This is a genomic window from Arenibacter latericius DSM 15913 (genome assembly GCF_000424985.1).
Classification (GTDB): domain Bacteria; phylum Bacteroidota; class Bacteroidia; order Flavobacteriales; family Flavobacteriaceae; genus Arenibacter; species Arenibacter latericius.
Genome location: NZ_AUKX01000006.1, coordinates 1 through 20744, shown reverse-complemented (window position 1 = coordinate 20744; position 20744 = coordinate 1). Strand labels below are relative to the sequence as shown.

Annotated in this window: 26 protein-coding genes; 8 read left to right on the top strand and 18 right to left on the bottom strand. The window is 35.8% G+C overall.

The annotated features are described in order from the left end of the window. Positions 1-594 precede the first annotated feature (594 nt). From H344_RS0103885 to H344_RS0103850, 8 genes are all read right to left on the bottom strand, one after another. Positions 595-897 (bottom strand): hypothetical protein, encoded by a 303-nt coding sequence (locus tag H344_RS0103885; protein WP_026809090.1) that lies wholly within the window; start codon positions 895-897, stop codon positions 595-597. Between the two features lie 222 nt (positions 898-1119). Next, a complete protein-coding gene (locus tag H344_RS0103880; RefSeq protein ID WP_026809089.1) occupies positions 1120-1317 on the bottom strand; it encodes a hypothetical protein in 198 nt (65 codons plus the stop codon). Between the two features lie 333 nt (positions 1318-1650). Then, on the bottom strand, positions 1651-1962 hold the full coding sequence (locus tag H344_RS0103875) for a hypothetical protein (RefSeq protein WP_240484942.1): 312 nt from the start codon (positions 1960-1962) through the stop codon (positions 1651-1653). A gap of 228 nt (positions 1963-2190) precedes the next feature. Next, a complete protein-coding gene (locus H344_RS0103870) occupies positions 2191-3729 on the bottom strand; it encodes a DUF4301 family protein (protein ID WP_034256122.1) in 1539 nt (512 codons plus the stop codon). Then, positions 3729-4292 (bottom strand): AAA family ATPase, encoded by a 564-nt coding sequence (locus H344_RS0103865; protein WP_026809086.1) that lies wholly within the window; start codon positions 4290-4292, stop codon positions 3729-3731. The genes H344_RS0103870 and H344_RS0103865 overlap by 1 nt, the downstream gene beginning before the upstream one ends. Then, a complete protein-coding gene (gene pnuC / locus H344_RS0103860; protein ID WP_026809085.1) occupies positions 4247-4885 on the bottom strand; it encodes a nicotinamide riboside transporter PnuC in 639 nt (212 codons plus the stop codon). Before pnuC ends, H344_RS0103865 begins: the two co-directional genes overlap by 46 nt. 10 nt (positions 4886-4895) lie before the next feature. Further along, positions 4896-5057 (bottom strand): hypothetical protein, encoded by a 162-nt coding sequence (locus tag H344_RS21965; RefSeq protein WP_205667119.1) that lies wholly within the window; start codon positions 5055-5057, stop codon positions 4896-4898. Further along, a complete protein-coding gene (locus H344_RS0103850) occupies positions 5057-5695 on the bottom strand; it encodes a 4'-phosphopantetheinyl transferase family protein (protein ID WP_026809084.1) in 639 nt (212 codons plus the stop codon). The genes H344_RS21965 and H344_RS0103850 overlap by 1 nt, the downstream gene beginning before the upstream one ends. Before the next feature lie 193 nt (positions 5696-5888). Here H344_RS0103850 and ahcY point away from each other — a divergent pair, with 193 nt between their 5' ends. Then, positions 5889-7205, top strand: coding sequence for an adenosylhomocysteinase (gene ahcY, locus H344_RS0103845; protein WP_026809083.1), 1317 nt, complete (start codon positions 5889-5891; stop codon positions 7203-7205). Between the two features lie 294 nt (positions 7206-7499). Here ahcY and rpmA read toward each other — a convergent pair whose 3' ends face one another. The 3 genes from rpmA to H344_RS0103830 all read right to left on the bottom strand — a co-directional run bounded on the left by rpmA (position 7500) and on the right by H344_RS0103830 (position 8847). After that, complete coding sequence (rpmA, locus tag H344_RS0103840) at positions 7500-7760, bottom strand: 50S ribosomal protein L27 (RefSeq protein ID WP_026809082.1); 261 nt, start codon at positions 7758-7760, stop codon at positions 7500-7502. 24 nt (positions 7761-7784) lie between these two features. Beyond that, positions 7785-8291, bottom strand: coding sequence for a 50S ribosomal protein L21 (rplU, locus tag H344_RS0103835; protein ID WP_026809081.1), 507 nt, complete (start codon positions 8289-8291; stop codon positions 7785-7787). A gap of 91 nt (positions 8292-8382) precedes the next feature. After that, positions 8383-8847, bottom strand: coding sequence for a DUF4199 domain-containing protein (locus tag H344_RS0103830; RefSeq protein WP_026809080.1), 465 nt, complete (start codon positions 8845-8847; stop codon positions 8383-8385). A 452-nt stretch (positions 8848-9299) separates the two neighbouring features. On the opposite strand from H344_RS0103830, the gene H344_RS0103820 reads away from it, so the two are divergent. Next, the gene (locus tag H344_RS0103820; protein ID WP_240484941.1) at positions 9300-9632 is read left to right on the top strand and encodes a hypothetical protein; all 333 of its coding nucleotides are present in this window, start codon (positions 9300-9302) and stop codon (positions 9630-9632) included. 110 nt (positions 9633-9742) lie between these two features. Here H344_RS0103820 and gldD read toward each other — a convergent pair whose 3' ends face one another. From gldD to mutY, 4 genes are read right to left on the bottom strand one after another with little or no spacing between them, the layout of a single operon-like run. Further along, positions 9743-10294: a gliding motility lipoprotein GldD gene (gldD, locus tag H344_RS0103815; protein ID WP_026809078.1), complete on the bottom strand. Its 552-nt coding sequence runs from the start codon at positions 10292-10294 to the stop codon at positions 9743-9745. Then, positions 10284-11612, bottom strand: a complete 1329-nt coding sequence (locus H344_RS0103810; protein WP_026809077.1) for a gliding motility-associated protein GldE — start codon at positions 11610-11612, stop codon at positions 10284-10286. Before H344_RS0103810 ends, gldD begins: the two co-directional genes overlap by 11 nt. Positions 11613-11636: 24 nt before the next feature. Continuing rightward, on the bottom strand, positions 11637-12104 hold the full coding sequence (locus H344_RS0103805) for a single-stranded DNA-binding protein (protein WP_026809076.1): 468 nt from the start codon (positions 12102-12104) through the stop codon (positions 11637-11639). Positions 12105-12128: 24 nt separating this feature from the next. Beyond that, positions 12129-13166: an A/G-specific adenine glycosylase gene (mutY, locus tag H344_RS0103800; protein ID WP_026809075.1), complete on the bottom strand. Its 1038-nt coding sequence runs from the start codon at positions 13164-13166 to the stop codon at positions 12129-12131. A 129-nt stretch (positions 13167-13295) separates the two neighbouring features. Between mutY and H344_RS0103795 the strand changes: the two genes are divergently transcribed. Then, a complete protein-coding gene (locus H344_RS0103795; protein WP_026809074.1) occupies positions 13296-13586 on the top strand; it encodes an HU family DNA-binding protein in 291 nt (96 codons plus the stop codon). A 275-nt stretch (positions 13587-13861) separates the two neighbouring features. Next, positions 13862-15409 carry an Rne/Rng family ribonuclease gene (locus tag H344_RS0103790; protein WP_026809073.1) on the top strand — a complete coding sequence of 516 codons (1548 nt, stop codon included), beginning with the start codon at positions 13862-13864 and terminating at the stop codon, positions 15407-15409. 74 nt (positions 15410-15483) lie between these two features. On the opposite strand, the gene H344_RS0103785 is transcribed toward H344_RS0103790, so the two are convergent. Beyond that, positions 15484-16422, bottom strand: coding sequence for a 3-keto-disaccharide hydrolase (locus H344_RS0103785; RefSeq protein ID WP_026809072.1), 939 nt, complete (start codon positions 16420-16422; stop codon positions 15484-15486). Between the two features lie 263 nt (positions 16423-16685). Here H344_RS0103785 and H344_RS0103775 point away from each other — a divergent pair, with 263 nt between their 5' ends. After that, a complete protein-coding gene (locus tag H344_RS0103775) occupies positions 16686-17168 on the top strand; it encodes a regulatory protein RecX (protein WP_026809071.1) in 483 nt (160 codons plus the stop codon). Between the two features lie 54 nt (positions 17169-17222). On the opposite strand, the gene H344_RS0103770 is transcribed toward H344_RS0103775, so the two are convergent. Both H344_RS0103770 and H344_RS0103765 read right to left on the bottom strand, forming a co-directional pair. Beyond that, positions 17223-17720: a DUF6646 family protein gene (locus H344_RS0103770; RefSeq protein WP_026809070.1), complete on the bottom strand. Its 498-nt coding sequence runs from the start codon at positions 17718-17720 to the stop codon at positions 17223-17225. A gap of 52 nt (positions 17721-17772) precedes the next feature. Beyond that, positions 17773-18630 (bottom strand): cupin-like domain-containing protein, encoded by an 858-nt coding sequence (locus H344_RS0103765; RefSeq protein ID WP_034256120.1) that lies wholly within the window; start codon positions 18628-18630, stop codon positions 17773-17775. Positions 18631-19333: 703 nt separating this feature from the next. On the opposite strand from H344_RS0103765, the gene H344_RS19675 reads away from it, so the two are divergent. The 3 genes from H344_RS19675 to H344_RS21960 form a co-directional block, all read left to right on the top strand. Next, positions 19334-19756, top strand: coding sequence for a response regulator (locus H344_RS19675; RefSeq protein ID WP_051254090.1), 423 nt, complete (start codon positions 19334-19336; stop codon positions 19754-19756). Positions 19757-19844: 88 nt separating this feature from the next. Further along, on the top strand, positions 19845-20408 hold the full coding sequence (locus tag H344_RS0103755; protein WP_026809068.1) for a type IV pili methyl-accepting chemotaxis transducer N-terminal domain-containing protein: 564 nt from the start codon (positions 19845-19847) through the stop codon (positions 20406-20408). 24 nt (positions 20409-20432) lie between these two features. Beyond that, positions 20433-20744, top strand: a 312-nt coding sequence (locus H344_RS21960; protein WP_026809067.1) for an IS1/IS1595 family N-terminal zinc-binding domain-containing protein, incomplete at its 3' end; no start/stop codon positions are given.

Sequence of the window (20744 nt, the reverse complement as noted above, 5' to 3'; positions counted from 1 at the left end):
CAACCTCTTGGGTTACTCCTTCTCCCTCTTGGGCAAATGCAGTTAAACTTCCTAATGATAATACGGCAACAAATAATATCTTTTTCATAATGTTCTTTTTAATTTACTAGTTAAACTCATACTACCTATTGAAAATATGATACCAAGATTCACAGAAAGCACATTAACCTATGCAACTCGCTGTAAACAAGCTTGTTGCATAATTATAGTTAGATTTAAAGCATGAGTAAATATGGGTAGTATTCTGACAAACTGTGTAATGGTTACACACCTTAGCTGTGTATTAAGCATAAAAACAACTCGCTATTTTATAACCTAAAATTCAATAAAAAAGGAATTCACCCCAACTAATGTTCAATGCAGCCTCCTTTCCCTAACCATTATATCCTAGATGTTCTTAAGATTTCAAAAAACATATGGTTCTTTCTACTATTGATATATACATGAGAAATTTACCTTTCAACTTAAATGAGCAAATGATTAAAAGTCGATTTCCCTTTCTACTAAGCTTCATATAAAACAGGAAGGGGCCGCTAAATGCGACCCCTTCCTTACCAAAGCAAACTTGATACAAACAAGTAAATCAAGTTATATTTATAATTCTATCCAATTACCTTCTTTATCGGCATATAAAGTACCTTCGGTACCGTCCTCCAAAGTAACTACTAATTTGTATTGTTCTTCTTTGTTTACATAAGATTGTTTGATAGTAGCCGTTGGATAATTCTTTGCTACTGCAGCACTTACGGCTTCAGGCAAATCCTTAGCTTCTATAGCGGTAAAATCGTCCTGGGCAACTGCCACCTCAGTAGCAACTTCTTGGGTTAATTCCCCTTCTTGGGCAAATGCAGTTAAGCTTCCTAATGATAATACGGCAACAAAAAGTATTTTTTTCATGATAGTCATTTTTAATAGTTAAACTCATACTACCTATTGAAAATATGATACCAAGATTACAAACCTTATATAAAACCTATGTAAATCGCTTATTTTATGTGTTTTACAAAAATAAAACATACCACACCGAATGTGTAATTCTGTGTAGTTTTATTACTTACCGTGTAATAGGTATACACCTTACTCATCAGGTACAGAGATTTAAAAGCTAGTATTCCTCTTCTAAATCTTTAATTTACCGTCCTCATCCAAATAGATAGTATGTATAGTATCTATTTCAAAAATTAAATCTAGTCGATACACACCCTTACCATTATAAAATGCATGGAGTAAGGTAAACGATGAATATTGCTCATATATCACTTTAATGATTTCTGCAGGAAGCTCATAAGCAGCAATGGGAGTGAAAATAGTTTCCATAGCCCAAGTGTTAATCAAATTATCCGGGAGGAAAACCTATTAGGGGAGAATAGTACTTACTTACAAAGTATATATAATATTTCATTTTGCATCTACTATTAGCAAGAAATTGGGATTATTACACCCAACATCGCACTAAAGCAGTGAGAGATTTCAACAAGGAAAAGCCTTAATAGTTATCATTTATCCTAAGCGTTGCTAACCGATATAGGTGCTAACTTAATTAAAGATAAGCTATCACCCAACCATTAATAAAGACTTTCCATGAATATAAAAAGAAAAGGCTGCAAAAAATGCAGCCCCAACTTATTTATCTAACTCAAATTAGTTTGTTTATATTTCAATCCAGCTACCATCTGCATGTATGAATAACTCTTCGCTAGAATCATCGTCAAAGATAACTTCCAGTTTGTATTCATTTACATCATTCAGATAAGCCTTTTCTACTGTAGCACCAGGATAATCTTTTTCCAAGGCTGCTGTGATAGCATCGGGAAGTTTATCTTTTTCTATTTCGGTAAAGTCTTGGGCATGTATCATTTCCATAATTCCATCATGGAAGATTGGTGGATTGGCCAACATTGGGCTAAGTGATCCTACGGCTAGGGCTGTAGCGAAAACTAAATTCTTCATTTCGGAGTTCATATCAATATATTTTTTAGGTCTATAGTGTCTTTTCTCTACTACTGCTATAGCAAAATCGTGCCAACCACACTTAAGTGCTCATCAAACCAAAATAACACTGATAATCAGTGAATTACATAGCCTGCAACCCTTAAATATTGTGTTTAGAAGTGTATACTCCACAAAAAAAGTGTGTAATAATTACACACTTTTTTTTAAAAAGCCTTAATATCTGCCTATTACTTTCTATTACTTTACTTGGTGTGATGGTTTCAGAAGATCATTGACTGTTTTTACCGGATTAAATGTCTCTAATGGAACTTCTACAAAAACGGTATTCCAAAAGGCCATAGCACCATTCCATAATCCAGGAAGTTCTAATGCCTTAAGGTCTTTTCCTTCCTGAGTTTTTTGCGTTATAAAACCTTGTTTAACATCTACATATTTCAGCAAATCGAATTTTTCTCCTTTATAGTTTCTTATTCCACAAACTAGGTCTACCGGATTAAAATGGGTAGCATTCTTCATAACCCCTAATTGCTCAGGATTATCGGTATCTACTTGTGCAGATTCTATTATCTGAAGAGAAACATGACCTTGTGCATCCTTTACCCAAAACGGTCCACCCCCAGGCTCGCCTTCATTTTTGACCATTCCACAAACGCGAATAGGCCTATTGATTTTTTCTTTTAAAACCTTTATTTGCTCTTCCAAACTATGGGAGTTAAATTTATCTGAGAAGCGTACATTGAGTTCTTCTTCTAAAAACTTCTTTATCTTTTCTAGTTTCTCCGATTTTAGATCTTTCTTATCTAATATACGGGCATATTCAAAAACCTTTTCCTGAAGTTCCAATAAAAGTCCAGCCAATATTTTCTTATTAGCTGCCATCACTTCTGTGTGTCTAGGAACTACAACATTATCTATATTTTTTATAAATATTATATCTGCATCTACATCATTCAAATTCTCTATTAATGCACCGTGACCTCCTGGCCTAAACAATAAAGAACCATCGGATTGACGAAATGGCTTATTATCCATATCCACCGCTATGGTGTCTGTGGCCGATTTTTGGTAAGAATATGTTACTGAAAAAGACGTCTTGGTATCTGCGGCTACTCTTTCACCAGCCACCTTAAACTCTTGATTAAACATTTCGCCATGCTGTTCAGATATGGTAAAATGTAATATTGCTTCGTTATTTACAGCAGCATAATCAGCAGCTTCTTTCAAATGCTCTTCAAAAGGAGTTGCACTATGGTCACCATAATAATGGAAAGGCAAAAGCCCTTTGGGGTAAAATCCATAGTTTAATCCGTCTTTTAACAACATCTCCTGTACAAAGAGATATTTTTCCTCATCCTTAGAATCAGTTTTTCCTTTTATTCTATTTTGAATAAGATCATAAAAGGCAAATTTTTGATACCCATCAAAGAATGCTGCAGCGTCCTTATCCCCTGTTCGCTCTACATAAGCATCCAAACTTTCTTTTTTTGGATCGTAAGCATCTAAGAAATTAAACATCGCCTTAAACATCCTTGAAGCTGCTCCGGATGCTGGTACAAATTTTAATATGGATATATTATTACTCTCTTCATTAAACGTTTGGATGAGTTTTTGAGCACGAGTCTCCGAGAATTTAGAAATCCCGTTAGAGACAATTGCCGCTTTTTCTAATCGAACAAACGGAATACCTTCTTTAAAGGTTTCAATTTGCGACTTTACTTTTTCTATGGAAACCCCTAGGTTATCCAACTGAATTTTATCCGCTTCAGATAATACCATTATTTTTCTAATAGTTGGTTAATATATTTTACAGCCGTTTCTAATCGCGTCTGCTTATCGCCTTTTAATATAACAAAATTCTTGTTATAACGTTCCAAAGTATCTTTGAAATACATAAACATCCGCTCACGTTCTTTTGGCTTATCTCTTAGGTCATCTTTTTCCCAAGGAACGTCTATATAAGTAAGCAAATAAAGATCATAGGTATTTTCTAGGGCATATTTTTCTAATTGGGGATCGCAGTAACCTAAATAATAGGCCTCCGAATAGACTTTTGTCTCCAACAAATCTGTATCACAAATTAAAACATCTGTAGCCTTTTGCGCTAACTCATTCTCCAACTTCATTTGCCCCTCCGCTATAGGTAGTAAATCATGGGGCTCACAGGTCTTTTGTTCATTATTCCATTTGTCCTGAAGGTATTCGCGAGCATACTCAGGAACCCAAACAGAATTATAATGTTCTGCCAATTGCCTGGACAGCGTAGTTTTTCCGGTCGATTCTGGACCAAATAACACTACTTTAATAACATCTGAGGGCTTTTGTTTAAACTTTTCTTCCATGCAAAGTATCCTAAAATTGCTATAATAGTAAACAATATATATTGAAAAGAAGTAAAAATAAGTCCTTTATACCAATACAGGGGAATAGATATAATATCACCTATTATCCAATAAATCCAATTCCCCAACTTTTTACGGGCCATTAACCACATCCCCACAAAAAAGATCGCAGTAGTAAAGGTATCCACATAGGCGGTCCAACTATTCCATTGATCAAAAATGAAGTAAACCAATACCACAAATGCAACAGCACCCAAAAAGAGCATGGCCGACCATTTTTTCTCTTTTACTGTTGTTCTGGTTATGGGGATAAAATGCTCATCAACTACCTTTCTTGTCCACACATACCAACCATAAATACTCATGGAAAAATAATAGGCATTAATCAACATATCCCCCAGAAGTCCAAAAACAACTAGAATGTAGACAAAAATTCCAGTGCTGATAATCCCAGTTGGGAACACCAAGATATTTTCCTGCTTGGAGTACCAAACACTTAAAAATCCGAATAGCACTCCTATTAACTCCAAAACAATTAAATGGGTAGAGATATCCTTATATTGGGAAAAGAACCATTCAAGAATAAGATCCATCTCTGCTTGGCTAAAGTTTTACAATTTTCGAAAACAACAACCCTTTGAAAACAACCTCAAAGAATAGCATATTTTCCTTTTTCAACTCCTGCATTAATTTCCCTATTCCAGTTCCCAAAGGGTGTACAATAGGTAGATTAAAGATTTTAATATGGGATATATTTAAACGCATTAATCTTCGTTCTTTGTGGCATACACACAGGTATACCCTTCAAACTCTAGAAAATTAATAGAATAGTTAGATGCTTTCCCTTTTAATAAAATGGCCCCTGTAGTTTCATTCTCTGATAGATTAAAATCCGTAATATCTATATGATGCAAAAAACTAAGTCCCTTATGGGCATAAATTTTAAAGAGCGATTCTTTGGCTCCCCACACAACAGTCAATTTTCTAATTAAGGCATCTGTATTAGCTACGGTTTTATATTCTTCAAGAGGAGTAAACTTACTGGCAATTTTTAGAATTTTCTCGCGCTGCATCTCTATATCAATGCCCACTTCTAACTTATCCGATACTATAATACCTGTAAATTCATGAGAATGGGTAATGGAAATAAAACGACCATCCCTTAAATGAGGTTTACCGCCCTCGTCATAATAAAGATCCTGATCTTCATAACCTTCTTCTGCTAGTAAATGCCGAATACTTAAGAATCCTCTTCGATGAATTTCAGATTTCATCCCCCTCAACCTATTATCGCATATTGGGGTAAGCTTTATTCCCTCAGAAAGTGCTGCTTCGGTTTCTTCAACTTTCCAAATCAGGACCTTAACGTGGGGATCTACTGTTATAGTTTTGTAAAGAGGCATGAGAATATTTAAGTTATTATTACCTTTGCAAGTGCAAAAATGGATAATTGCTCTTGTACGAATGTAAAAATAAAAACGGAGAAGAAATAAGCTAAACTATTTAATTCCTCCTTTTGATTACTTTTTTTTCACATAATGCTATGTATCCAAGCATAATATCAGAGTAATTGACCAATAATAAAAATAATAAAAAATGAGTACTAAAACTATTCCTTACATACCCTATAAAGTAAAAGATATTGGCTTGGCCAGTTGGGGAAGAAAAGAAATTGAATTGGCGGAAGCTGAAATGCCAGGACTGATGTCTCTTCGAGAAGAGTACGGAGAGGAGCAGCCTTTAAAAGGTGCCCGTATTGCTGGTTGTTTACATATGACCATACAAACTGCTGTTCTTATAGAGACTTTAATAGCTTTAGGAGCAGAAGTAACTTGGAGTTCTTGTAATATCTTCTCTACCCAAGATCAGGCTGCAGCTGCAATGGCCGAAGCAGGCGTTCCTGTTTACGCTTGGAAAGGGATGTCTGAGGAAGAATTTAATTGGGCTATAGAACAGACCCTATTTTTTGGAGAAGACCGCAAGCCCTTAAATATGATTTTGGACGATGGTGGAGACCTTACTAATATGGTGTTAGATAAGTATCCAGAACTAACCGAAGGTATTAAAGGTCTTTCCGAAGAAACCACCACAGGGGTACACCGTTTATATGAGCGTGTTAAAAAAGGAACATTACCTATGCCCGCCATTAACGTGAATGATTCCGTAACCAAATCTAAATTCGATAATAAATACGGATGTAGAGAAAGTGCTGTAGACGCTATTAGAAGAGCTACAGATACTATGCTAGCTGGAAAGCGAGTTGTAGTTGCAGGCTACGGTGACGTGGGTAAAGGTACAGCAGCATCTTTTAGAGGAGCTGGATCTATTGTAACCGTTACCGAAATTGATCCAATATGTGCGCTACAAGCAGCAATGGACGGCTTTGAGGTTAAGAAAATGGAAACTGTAATTGGCAATACCGATATCGTAATTACCACAACAGGTAATAAAGATATTATACAGTCTCAACATTTTAAGGCCATGAAGGACAAGACCATTGTGTGCAATATTGGACATTTTGACAATGAAATAGATATGGCTTGGCTAAACAAAAATTACGGCCATACTAAAGATGAAATTAAGCCTCAGGTAGATAAATATACTATAGAGGATAAAGATGTAATTGTTCTTGCAGAAGGCCGATTGGTAAACCTTGGATGCGCAACTGGCCACCCAAGTTTTGTAATGAGTAACTCATTTACCAACCAAACCTTGGCACAAATAGAACTTTGGAACCGTAGTGATAAGTACGAAAACAAGGTTTATATGCTTCCAAAACATTTGGATGAAAAAGTAGCCGCCTTACATTTATCGCGCTTAGGAATTGAATTGGAAACCCTTAGACCAGACCAAGCCGAATATATCGGGGTATCTGTTGAAGGACCATTTAAGCCCGACTATTACAGGTACTAATACCTACCGATTAATAACTTTAAAACCCCTTATATTAGCTTAATATAAGGGGTTTTTACATTTTGACTAGTACTATCCTCTGCATATCCCAATAATTCTCAGTATGATAATATAAGCAGATACTACAGCATATAAATATTATGTTCCCTATTTATAAAAAAACTGAACATCTTTAAGTTCCAACCGTTAATTTTAGTACTTAATGCGATAAACTACTATCAAATAAACAAACTACTGCATAAAAAAACCCCTTCCAAGATTGAAAGGGGTTTTAAAATTTTAAAGAATGAGCTATTAAGCCTCAAAAGGCTCAATGGAAACATAAGATTTTCCTTTTGCTTTCTTTTGGAACTTAACAATACCATCTACTCTTGCATGCAAGGTATGATCTTTTCCTGCATAAACATTAGCTCCAGGATTATGTTTTGTACCACGCTGTCTTACGATGATATTTCCAGCAATAGCAGGCTGACCACCAAATATCTTAACGCCTAGACGTTTCGATTCTGATTCCCTACCGTTTTTGGAACTACCAACACCTTTTTTGTGTGCCATGATATTCTGTTTTAATTCTCGTTATTAACTTAAAGCGGCAATTAATTCAGCTTTCTTCATTGAAGAATACCCCTCAATTCCCTGATCTTTTGCCATTTCTCTCAACTCAACAACCGTTTTTTTACTTAAATCGGCGTCTTGTGATTCCTCCTTTGCAGGAGCATCAGCTTTTTTTGCTGCTGGCTTAGAATCTGCTTTTTTCTCGGTCTTTTTTGCACCAGAGGTAACTATTCCCTCTATCAACAATTCTGTCAAATACTGACGGTGACCATTTTTAGTTCTGTAACCTTTACGTCTTTTCTTTTTAAAGACGATTACTTTGTCACCTTTTAGGTGCTTCACGACTTTAGCCTCAACAGCGGCTCCGTCTATAGCGGGGGCGCCAACAGTGATATCACTACCATCTTCTAACAAAAGAACGTTGTCAAAGGTTACTTTGCTACCTTCTTCGTCTTGTAAACGGTGAACATACACTTTTTGGTCTTTCGCAACTTTAAATTGCTGCCCTGCTATCTCTACAATTGCGTACATAGCTTGTGTTTTAATTATATAAGAACATGCCTAACCTTATATTAGGCGGGTGCAAATATAATTCTAAATACTTAATTTACAAGCATATTTTTTAGATTTTTACCCCAGATTTGCGCTTTGGATTATTAGACCCCTTAAATAGTTGCATAAAAGAAAGAGTAAGTACAACAGTTGTAGCAAAACCCATAATTGCCACCGTAAAGAAAACAATGCCTTCAGAAGTGTCATAATCCTTAAACCAAACCTTAGAAAGTTCATCCAAGAAGTTTAAGTTTATCTCCGTTGAATAGAAAGCGAAAAATATGGTAAATATTATGGTAGCAACAAAGCCCGTTACTAATCCTGCCGCAAAACCTTTCCCATAATTAAAGGAACCCTCCTTTTGTATCTTAAAATACTTTATAGCTTCAAAAATCCCAAAACCTGTAATCACCGCATTAAACAAACTATAAAACACATTCGTATGCAGATTAAAGAGAGATAAAATAAGGAAATATGCAATTAACGAACCGCTCGTAGCGATTCCAAACCTAATTGGTAGCGAAAACAGTTTCATAGTTTAGTATTTTTAGGTTATCCTATTAAATTACAGAATTTTAATGATTTAAACACGTAAAATAACAAGGAACTCAATTTTTCTAGCATTATAAGTTACCTAAATCCAATTCTCACCTCCAATTTACAGTTAAACTTCATCCTCATACCACTACAATATGCTACAGAGATATGTTAATTACGCGCCTCACCACTCACATAAAAAAGATGCCATAGGTATGTGGAATCTCGGTCCCCTCATATAATCTATTAACGTATATAAGATTAAAAAGAACCTTAGCCTCCCCTAATTTCGTATATTTGACATCGTTATTAACGAACCTTTTACAAGAGGCAAATTGCCCATAAATATTTAACTTTTTTAGCATGAAAACTTGTCGATTATTCTTTGCACTTATCCTATTAACCTCATTATCCTACTCCTGCAAAGACACAAAACAGGACACATCTCAGATGAAAGAGGTTATAGCCATACATGACGAGGTAATGCCCAAAATGGGAACAATTGGCAGTTTAATAAGTGAATTAGACGCGAAAATTGAGAAAAGTGACTCTACAGAATCGTACACCAAAGCAAGGCAAGACTTAAAAGATGCCCACAAGTCTATGATGGATTGGATGAGAAATTTTGGAGACCGCTTTGATGGGGATGAAATTATGAAGGGTAAAACCCTTACCGAAGAAAAGCAGAAATGGCTAGACGAAGAGGAAGTGAAAGTAAATACCCTTAGAGATCAAATAAACTCTAGCATTAAAAATGCAGAAGAGCTACTAAAAGGGAATTAATAATAGGCTCACCTAAAATCTCCTTCCTTTTTTTGTTTTATTATTCTAACACAGAATAAAATAACGATAACGTACTTCAGAAACCTTAAAACAGAACTAAAACTAGCCTTTTAATTGTTCCATTTTAAGGTTTCCATTATTCTGCGAATATCGTTTTGCAGATAGGCAGCAGCAGGCAAAATAGAATCGTAGTTTGGCCTAGCATGGAAATACAAAGACCCAGTAACAAAGTGTTCCGTACTGTCTGTAACATAAAATTGCGCCTGTGAGGCGGCATTCCCTTTCACCTCGTAATACATACCATAAACTCTATCTTCTTCATTTACAAAAGGCTGCTCTAAGATATTATCTGCTTTTACAGCATGCTCATAACTTAATCTCTGAGCATCTGTGAGCAACTTATCTAAGTTTCCGTTAATATTTTTATAAGTAATAAATACAGAACCTTGCATTAATGGGTAATCTAAAATAAAGGAATTGCCTTTTTCAGATTTTATGGTAGCAATAGTATTGCGATCTATAGTAAAATGATCTGCTTGGAAAGTGGTATGTTCAGAATCTGGGTAATCTAACCTCAGAAGTGCATTTGGCTTTGGCAATACCTCCCCCTGACACGCAATAAGAAGAAAACTAAGAATTATTATTGTTAAACTATACTTCATTGGGCAAGGTAACCTTTATTTGTTTTAAGCGTTTTTTATCCAAGCTCTCTACCACAAATTTGTAATTCTTAAAGCTCACAGTCTCTCCTCTTTTGGGAAAGCTTCCTGCAATCTCTAAAACAAATCCTGCAACAGTTTCAGACTCCCCTTTATTCTCTTCAAAGTCGTCCTCATCTTCAATCTTTGCCACCCTATAAAAATCTCTCAAGGGTGTTTTCCCATCAAAAACATAATTAAAATCATCTAACTTAGAGAATACAAGATCCTCATCATCAAACTCATCACTTATATCTCCAACAATCTCCTCAATAATATCTTCTAAGGTAACAATTCCTGAGGTACCACCATATTCATCAACTACAATGGCTAAGTGATTCTTTTTAGATTGGAATTCCAACAATAGATCATCTAACTTCTTGTTTTCTGGCACAAAATAAGGCTCTCTTATTAGGGACAACCAATTAAATGCTTTACGATCTATATAAGGCAACAAGTCCTTAACGTACAGCACCCCTAGAACATTGTCCATATTCTCAGAAAAAATAGGAATTCTTGAGTAGCCATTTTTCTGTATCTCGACTAGCACCTCGTTGAATTTCATATCCTCTTTTAAGGCAAAAATATCTATCCTAGGACGCATTACCTGCTTGGTATCTGTATTCCCAAAAGAAACAATACCCTCTAATATTTTCTGCTCTTCCTTAGTAGTATCTCCTTCAGAGGTCAATTCTAATGCTTGGGACAAATGATCTACACTAAGGCTCGATTTCTGTTTTCCCAATTTTTCATAAATTAGAATTGTTCCAGATCGCATAGGCAAACTTAACGGAGAAAATAGAAAATCTAACACCTTTAAAGGGATAGCCATAAAATGAGAAAAGGTAAATTTATTTCTATTGGCATAGACCTTAGGCAATATTTCTCCAAACATCAATATTAGAAAGGTAACAACCACTACCTCCACTAAAAATCTAACGGGGATTACTCCTAGAATATTGAATTCTAAATTTCTGAAAAGCGTATTTGCAATCTCATTAAACAATAATACCGTTCCAATATTTATGGCATTATTAGCTATGAGAATTGTAGCTAATAATTTCTTGGGACGATTTAGAAGTTCAATTATTATTTTCCCTTTAGGGTTTTTACCATCTTCAATCTCCTTAAGATCTGTAAAGGAAAGTCCAAAAAACGCAACTTCTGCACCCGAAACTAAGGCCGAGCATAACAAAAGGAAGATAAGCACTATTACTTTAAAAGCAAAAGCTACGTCCATTGCAATAAAGTTCAACAATAAACTATGGGGGTCAGGATCCACTTGTAGATTTTTATTTTAATTGATCTAGAAAGGTAAGTCATCTTCCTGTTCAGGCTCATTACCACCAAGAGGCTCATTAGGTCTAGTTGATGTAGATGATGGATTTTGAGGCTGATTCTGCTGGTTAGGTTGGCCACCACTAGCCTCACTAACCTTCTTAGTACTCAAAAATGTAAACTCCTGAACGTGTACTTCGGTAGAATAACGTGTATTCCCGTCCTCTCCTTGCCATTGGCGATTTTTTAAACGCCCTTCAACATACACCTTATCACCTTTAGACAGGTATTTTTCACATACTTCTGCAGCCTTATTTCTCACTACAATATTATGCCAATCCGTATTAGTCACCCTTTCACCGGTCTGCCTATTAGTATACGTTTCATTGGTTGCCAAGGGAAATCTACCTACACAATTTCCACCTTCAAAATAGTGCATCTTAATCTCATCACCTAAATGCCCAATCAGCATTACCTTATTTAATGTTCCGCTCATAAATCAAATCTTAGGTCAAAAATACTAAATTTTAAATGCTTTTATAAAATCTGCTATCAAAACTGGCACAGGATATTTGTGTAAATCGTTAATTTTTATCCCATCCTTTAATGTTTCTGCAGCATGTACAATCCAAAACCGGGTATGCAGGTGCTGATGAGACAATTTATGAATCACCTGATCTTTGTTATACAAATACACCTCCGATGGCTCTTCTACACCTACAACTTCTTTTAATCCTTTACTTACTTCCTCCACTTCAACCGCATTATCGGTTTCTAATAATGGAAATTGGTACAGGTTTTGCCATATCCCAGGTCCAATACGCTGTTGCAACAAGGTACTATTATTTTCATCTACTACCACCAGATAATTGAAATATCGCTTCCTAACTTTATTCTTTTTTATCTTAACCGGCAATTCACCAATAGTATCTGTTGCTAAGGCAACACAACTTTCACTGAATGGACAACTATTACAATTTGGTTTCTTAGGAGTACATTGCAAGGCACCAAACTCCATTATCCCCTGGTTATAATCCTTTATATTATGCACATCCATAACCTTATTAGCAAGCTCTCTAAAGTAAGCTACCCCTTCCTTAGCATTAATAGGAAGCGATACGCCATAATATCTTGCTAATACCCTATAGACATTCCCATCTACCACAGCCTCTGGCCTATCAAAACAGATGGAGGCTATTGCACTAGCAGTATAATCCCCCACCCCTTTTAGTTTAATTAACTCCTTATAAGTGTTAGGAAAAATACCATTACATTCCTCAGAAATATATTTAGCTGTAGCGTGTAAATTCCGCGCTCTAGAATAATACCCTAGTCCCTGCCATAATTTTAAAACCTGTTCTTCTTTCGCATTTGCAAGGTGATGGACGGTAGGAAATTTCTTAACAAATGTTAAATAATACGGAATTCCTTGAGCAACGCGTGTCTGTTGTAACATAATTTCTGACAGCCAAATTAAATACGGATCACGTGTCTTTCGCCACGGGAGCGGTCTTTTATAAAGGCTATACCACTCCAAAATAATTCTAGAAAAACTCATTTATCAAGGTGTAATTTACAAAAGTAATGGTTTAACATCTTAAAATTAAGTTCTTATGCATTGAAAGATATAATTTAATTCATATATTTGCGTCCCGAAAAAAAACACATAGAAATATATTGACTTAACATGACGAAAGCGGAAATTGTAACGAGAATCTCAGATAAGCTGGGCATTGAAAAAGGGGATGTACAAGCAACGGTAGAAACCTTTATGGAAGAAGTTAAAGCATCTTTAGAGAGCGGAGATAACGTTTACTTAAGAGGATTTGGTAGTTTTATCATTAAAACAAGAGCCGAAAAGACTGGTAGAAATATTTCAAAAAACACTACCATTAAAATACCAGCACACAATATCCCTGCGTTTAAACCTGCAAAGGTTTTCCTAGAAGGAGTTAAAAGTAATGTACTAGTAAAATAACTGATTATTAATTTAAAAATAGACCTTTATGCCCAGCGGTAAGAAAAGAAAAAGACATAAGGTAGCTACCCACAAGCGCAAGAAGCGTAGGAGAGCTAACCGACACAAGAAAAAGTAGTTGCTACAACTACTTTTTCTTTTTATTACGTTCATTGACATAGAAATTCTAAAGAGAATTTCGACGGGTTTATAAAACCTGTAAAAATTATTGTTTAATCATTTGTCCTTTGTTAGCCTTCGGGCGCAACATATTGGGCGAATACAAATTAATTCAGGTGAATAGAGAATTGATCGTAAGATCTAGTTCCGATGCCGTCGATTTTGCCTTGCTAAAGGAGGGGAAACTCACCGAATTACACAAAGAAGAAGACAGTAACGATTTTTCTGTTGGCGATATTATGATTGCCAAAGTTAGAAAACCCGTTACCGGATTAAATGCAGCCTTCGTAAATGTGGGATATGAGAAAGATGCCTTTTTACATTACCACGACCTTGGCCCGCAACTAGCTTCTATGTTGAAATTCATAAAAGCCGTTAGCTCAGGAAAACTAAAAGACTATTCTTTAAGCAATTTTAAGTTTGAAGAAGATATTGACAAGAATGGTAGCATTAATGATGTTATCAAAGCCAATCAATCCTTACTCGTACAGATAGTAAAGGAACCCATCTCCACAAAAGGACCGCGCATTAGCTCAGAACTTTCCATAGCTGGCCGATATTTGGTCATGGTCCCTTTTTCCGATCGCGTATCGGTATCTCAAAAAATAGAGAGTAAAGAAGAAAAAGATAGGTTAAAACGGCTCGTAAGAAGCATTAAACCAAAAGGGTTTGGCGTTATTATCCGAACGGTCGCAGAAGGCAAAAAAGTAGCAGAACTAGATAAAGATTTGCAAGGCTTACTGAACAAATGGACAGTAATGTGCAACAAGATTTATAAAGCACCACACCCCTCTAAGGTATTGGTAGAGCTTAACAGAGCCTCTTCTATCTTAAGAGATGTATTTAACGATTCCTATACAGGAATTTATGTGGATGATGAAACGCTTTATGAACAAGTAAAAGATTACGTGCAGAAAATTGCACCAGAAAAAGAATCTATTGTTAAGTTGTATTCCTCTTCTGTTCCCATTTTTGAAAAATTTGGGATTGAAAGACAGATCAAAACTTCCTTTGGGCGTACAGCCACGATGAGCAAAGGTGCTTATCTGATTATTGAGCATACGGAAGCATTGCACGTTATTGATGTAAATAGCGGTAACAGATCCAATAAAGCGAAAAATCAAGAAGAAACTGCACTAGAGGTCAATCTATTGGCCGCCTCGGAAATTGCCAGACAATTAAGACTCCGCGATATGGGAGGAATTATCGTAGTAGACTTTATAGACATGGCAAAAGGCGAACACAGAAGACGCCTTTTTGATCATTTAAGAGATGAGATGAAGGATGACAGAGCCAAACATAAAATACTACCTCCTAGTAAGTTTGGACTAATACAAATTACAAGACAACGGGTGAGACCCGAAATGAACATTAAGACAAGTGAAGCAAACCCTAATGGCCCAGGCCAAGAAGTAGAAGCTCCTATTGTACTTATAGACAAGATAAACTCAGATTTAGAAAAACTTCTAAAAGGACCGGCAAAGGACAATGGAATCATCTTAAATATCCACCCTTTTATAGCCGCCTACATAACCAAAGGCTTTCCATCTATCCGCACCAAGTGGTTCTTGGAGCACAAAAAATGGATTAAAATTCAACCAAGGGACGCCTACACTTATCTTGAATACCGTTTTAAAAATAAAGACGGCAAAACCATATATTAAAAAAAAGCGACACCATGCAGGTAGTCGCTTTTTTTGTTTCTAGTAATGAGATTCTTTAAAAATACCAGTATAAATTATTCTACCCTTGGCGTAATCACAATATTCCTAAATTCTATAGGGCCATGATCTCCCTGCAACATCAAGGGGCCAGGTTCTCCTTCGCTACTATCTAAAGCACCCCCGGTAATTCCAGGAATAATCTGATCCTTAATAACAGTAACTCCATTGGCAACCACCGTTACCCTTCTTCCAATTAAAGTAATATCAAACTCTTGCCATTCCATTGCCCCCTTAGCTACTATCTCGGAAGGCGTAAGAAAACCATATACTCCACTAAATTGTATATCTGACGGATCTGCACCCTTACTATCCGTTATTTGCACTTCATAACGTCCACGAAGATATACCCCACTATTACTTCCCTCAGGATAACGAAACTCCAAATGCAACTTAAAATCCTGAAACTTTTCATCAGAAACCAAATTGGCCCCAGCTTTCGGACTTTTTAAAACTCCAGATTCTACAACCCATTGATTTTTACCCAAGGCATGCCATCCTTTTAAGTTATTATCATTAAGCAAGTTTTTTGACTCTCCCCACTTTGGACTTTTAACATAGTCCAATTTTGGAGCCCTAACTGCTTCCCATTCATAGGATTTTCCATCGGTATAAATCATTGTACCAACAAGCACATCTCCATCTAACACACCGCGAAATTCCATATTACCATCACCATCTTCCCATTGTGGAGGTATGGAGAAAGTAAATTTTTCATTATCTATTTTTATTTCCGAAATAGGCCTCGCGCTCCCCATAGCATACACAAATCTACCCACTAATGTACGCGTTCCAGAGAGACGAATTTCTAGCCAAGAAGGGAGCTCTTTGCCATTCTGCGAGATAACCATATTCCATCTTCCCTCAAAAGAATTAATCATTTGAGAATAAGAAAAAGTTGATATCGTTATAAAAAGAAAAAAGACAATTCCTGTTAATTTTGATCTATTATTCATAGGTTATAATATTTATTAAAGTAAATATAATGACAATTTGGAGTATTAAACTACTCTACCCTCCGTAATCTCATTACCTAAAAAATGCTTATCCCAAAATTAGCTCCTTTTAAGTTATAACAAGCCACTTCTTTTTCTACCCTTAAAAAAGAGTCGCAATCTTATGAAGAACAACTATTGTCCATAAATTTATCATACACTTTTTCTGTCTTATCTTTACCCGCTCTCCGAAAGGATAAAGCACCAGAACAATAGCAATGATCATGACACAACCTTACAAATCTTATTCCGTAACCGAAGCCACTAAAAAACTTGAAAGTTATTGTGCCTATCAGGACAGATGCCATAAGGAAGTTGTTGCCAAATTGAGGGAGATGCGCATGATTCCAGAGGCTATAGACCAAATAGTTGTACATCTCATCAAAGATAATTTCCTTAACGAAGAACGCTTTGCTAAAAGTTTTGCTCGCGGAAAATTTAGCATAAAAAAATGGGGGAGAAATCGGATCGCAAACGAACTAAAGCAGCGAGATATTTCTAAATTCAATATTAAGACCGCCTTGGAAGAGATAGACCACTCGGAATATCAAAAAACATTTAATGAGTTAGCTGAAAAGCGACTAACACAAATTAAGGAAAAAGATATACAAAAGCGTCGTAAAAAATTAGCAGACTATTTGTTTTATAGAGGATGGGAGAGCAATATGGTCTATGAAAAAATAGGAGAACTAATCCCTTTTAAATAGAAAACTGCCCCATTCTGTAAATCAATAAGACTAAAGAATAGGGCAGTTTAATTATTAGTTTAGATTAAAAGACGCTCCTATACTGAACACAAACTGATTGTGTAATTTTTCAGCTGGAGTTAAATCACGAGTCTTAAATTTTGCAATCGGAGTGGTAAATTCTGTAAAAATTCCAAATCCATCAGAAAAGAAATACCTAGCACCCAAATGACCACCAAAATTCTTAAGTCCCAAATTAAGTCCTGGATATACATCCACATTGTTACCTAATTGAAGAACACTTCCTAGATTGGCATTGAATCTAGCTTTTAGATCAATTCTACTATCAAAATCCTTATCTACAGACTCTTTTACACCCAATACGTAGGACGAAACAACTCCTATGGAGAAGTTTTCACCAACACCGTAATCATAAGTGACTACAATCCCGGTACCATATTTTTGAAAATTGGCTCCAATTTGCATTTTCTGATCTCCTGTTCCATCATAAGCTTGTGCATTAACGGAAACAGCCGTTAAAACAAATGCCATTGCAAGTAGTAAATTTCTCATATTATAGTTTAAATTTTAGCGTGCAAAGTTACCTTATTTCATTCATAAAACCCTAATCCTGACCCTTATTTGTTCTTATTACGGCCTGTTCATTCTTCCAATCTATCCATTCCTGTCCTTTAATCCTACGCATTAGATTATCATAATACCTCATAATTAACACATTGTATAAAGCTTTACTCAAATGCTTAGGATTTCTAGCTATGGCACGTAAGCTCATGGAAAACCCAGGAGTTATATATCTCATATAATGCCAGTAACCTTCAGGCATATACAAAACTTCTCCATGCTTTAAATGCGTCTTATATCCGGAAGCATATTTTAATGCAGGCCACTTTTTAAAGTCGGGATTAGAAAAATCAATGCTTTCATGAGTAATAAGAGAATGGGGAACCTTATACAAATATCTGTTTTCGGATTGCGGAAATAGAATAATCTCCTTACTCCCTACAAAGTGAAAATGAAAAATATTGGCCAGGTCTATATCATAGTGCATAAAGGTAAACGAATCTTCTCCACCAAAGAAAAGCATAGGCAACCCCTTCATTAGTTTTAGTCCAAAGTCAGGATACTTAAAATCTTGTTGTAAAGAAGGAACTTCCTTTAATATATTCCAAAGAAAAATACGATATCTAGTAGGTTCCTTTTGGAGAAGATCTATATAGTCCGACATTTTCATGGTGGCATGCGGCTCGTTAAATCCGTCTTTAGAATGCACCGGTCTATCATCATAAAGTGGTACCACCTTATCCCCAGCAACCTTGCGCATATACTCAAAATTCCATTTGGAATAAGCTGGCCAATCTTCTATACAATTCTCTATTACCACAGGAAGTTGCGGCTTAAAGTAATTTTCAAGAAACGCTTCCTTAGTAATATTTGATACTCTAGGTATTTCTTTTAAATCCATTACAATCCGGTTATTTATTCACAATAGTAAAATAAACCATATGCAAATATACCCCAAAACTAATTGAGCGATTTTACTCCGTTAATCTGGCATTCTGTTTAGCAACTTCATTACGTTCAATGGTGTGCACTGGCCTAGTCCATTAATTAAAGGGGGCAAAAATAACTTTAAATCATTATAAAAGGTAAAACTCCAATCCCTTTTTCGTTATTAATAAACTAGCACCTATCCAAAGTTCCTTAGAAGCCTAATCCCAATTAATCACCTCAATATCAAAAAGCCATCATCACCTCGTTTTAATAAAGCCTAGCATTAAATTCTTGAGTGGCAGACGGCAGTTTTCACAACTTTTAAGCCGGGTAAATTAAAAATTTATCAATCTTTAACACACTTTTTTTCCAATTCAACCAATTAAGCTTTATATATTTGCAGATAAATTCTCACAAGTAGTGTAGACTATTTTTTTTAAAAGAATATAGCAAGCCTAATTCTAAGTTTTTGATTAAAACAGGTTAAACTGTTGTGGTAAAAAACTTAGAAAATTGGTTTATTAAAATTTAATTAGATTTCGCTACTACTCTTGTGTTATTGTATGGATTAACGGCTTAAAAATAAGATTAGACAATTAAATCAAGATAGATTTACATAGGCAATATTGCCCTCCATTTATAGAATAAAACCTACAGTCTTAAATTCCCCCAAAATGAAAGACAACTTAGTTTTTGACCATATCATTCTTATTGATGACGACAGTATCATAAACCATGTTCATGAGCTTCTCGTAAAGAAAAATATTCCCGCAAAGAATATTAAGTCGTACTTAAATCCACTCAATGCAATAATTGCCATTCAAAATCTATTACAACAAAAAGGCCTTAAGATTCTGGTATTTCTAGATCTAAATATGCCTGAAATTACGGGATTCGAGTTTTTGGACAAAGCTGCGGAGTTAGAAAACAACTCTAAACTTTTTGACATAATTATTGTATCCTCATCTATAGATTCAAATGATATTTCTAGAGGAAAAAAGCACCCCCTAGTACGCACTTATATTCCCAAACCAATAACCTCCGAAAAACTTATAAAATTAAAGGAGAATTATTCCCAACTAGTAATAGAGCATTAGGTTGCACAACCATAATTCTTTATCAAAAACTAGCTACTTTGCTCATCGTTAATCATTTATTAACGCTTTCCAACCATCTTTAAAACACATGTCCAACCCCCAAACTCTTTTTCAGCCAAATCCTTCATTTTCCAATATTAAAAGGTCGATCACCACAAGTTTTGCTTTAATTTTTTTATGTGGATCACTGCTAGTAAGTGGTATATATTTGATTTTAAACCAAGGGGGATACGATGTTAAAATCATCAATATTACTGGGAAACAAAGAATGTTGAGCGAAAAAATCATCAAAGCAATTTATGCTGCGCAGATTACGGACACCCATTTATCTGAACTAAGGAAAGATACAGAAGAGTGGCACAATGCACACCTTTCCCTTCAAAATGGTAGTTCGCCCATAAAACCCCCTGTACTTTCCAAAGACTTAGATAGCATTTTACAAGAAATAACCCCTTACCACCAACAGTTGTATAATACTGCTAGAAGAGCAGATATTGCAGACCTGAGTGATCAAGAATTACAACATATAGATCAACTAGGTCAAAAATACCTTCTAGGAATGGATACTATTGTTACAAACCTAGAGGAAGAGTTGTCCCTACAACTTTCTCATTTTAAGAAAGCTATAATCCTATTAGGCTCTAGTTTATAATAGCTATTATTTGTATCTTTAGGTATGGAACTAGAAGAATTAAAACAAAAGATCCTTTCGCTTCCTCTGGTGGACAGGCGGAGATTGCTCAAGGATATCGAAAAGCACGATGTGACTACGGGAAGTCCAAGGGCACAGGCCTCCCGCCGACATCTTCTCGACAATATGATGGGCGAGTGCCCGCACTGTGGCCATACCAAATATGTCCGTTTCGGAAAGGACAAGGGTGCACAGCGCTATAAATGCAAGTCCTGCAAGAGAAGCTTTACCGAATATACGGGCACTTGGATGGCGGGGCTGCACAAGAAGGACAAGATAGACGCCTACTTGGCCCTT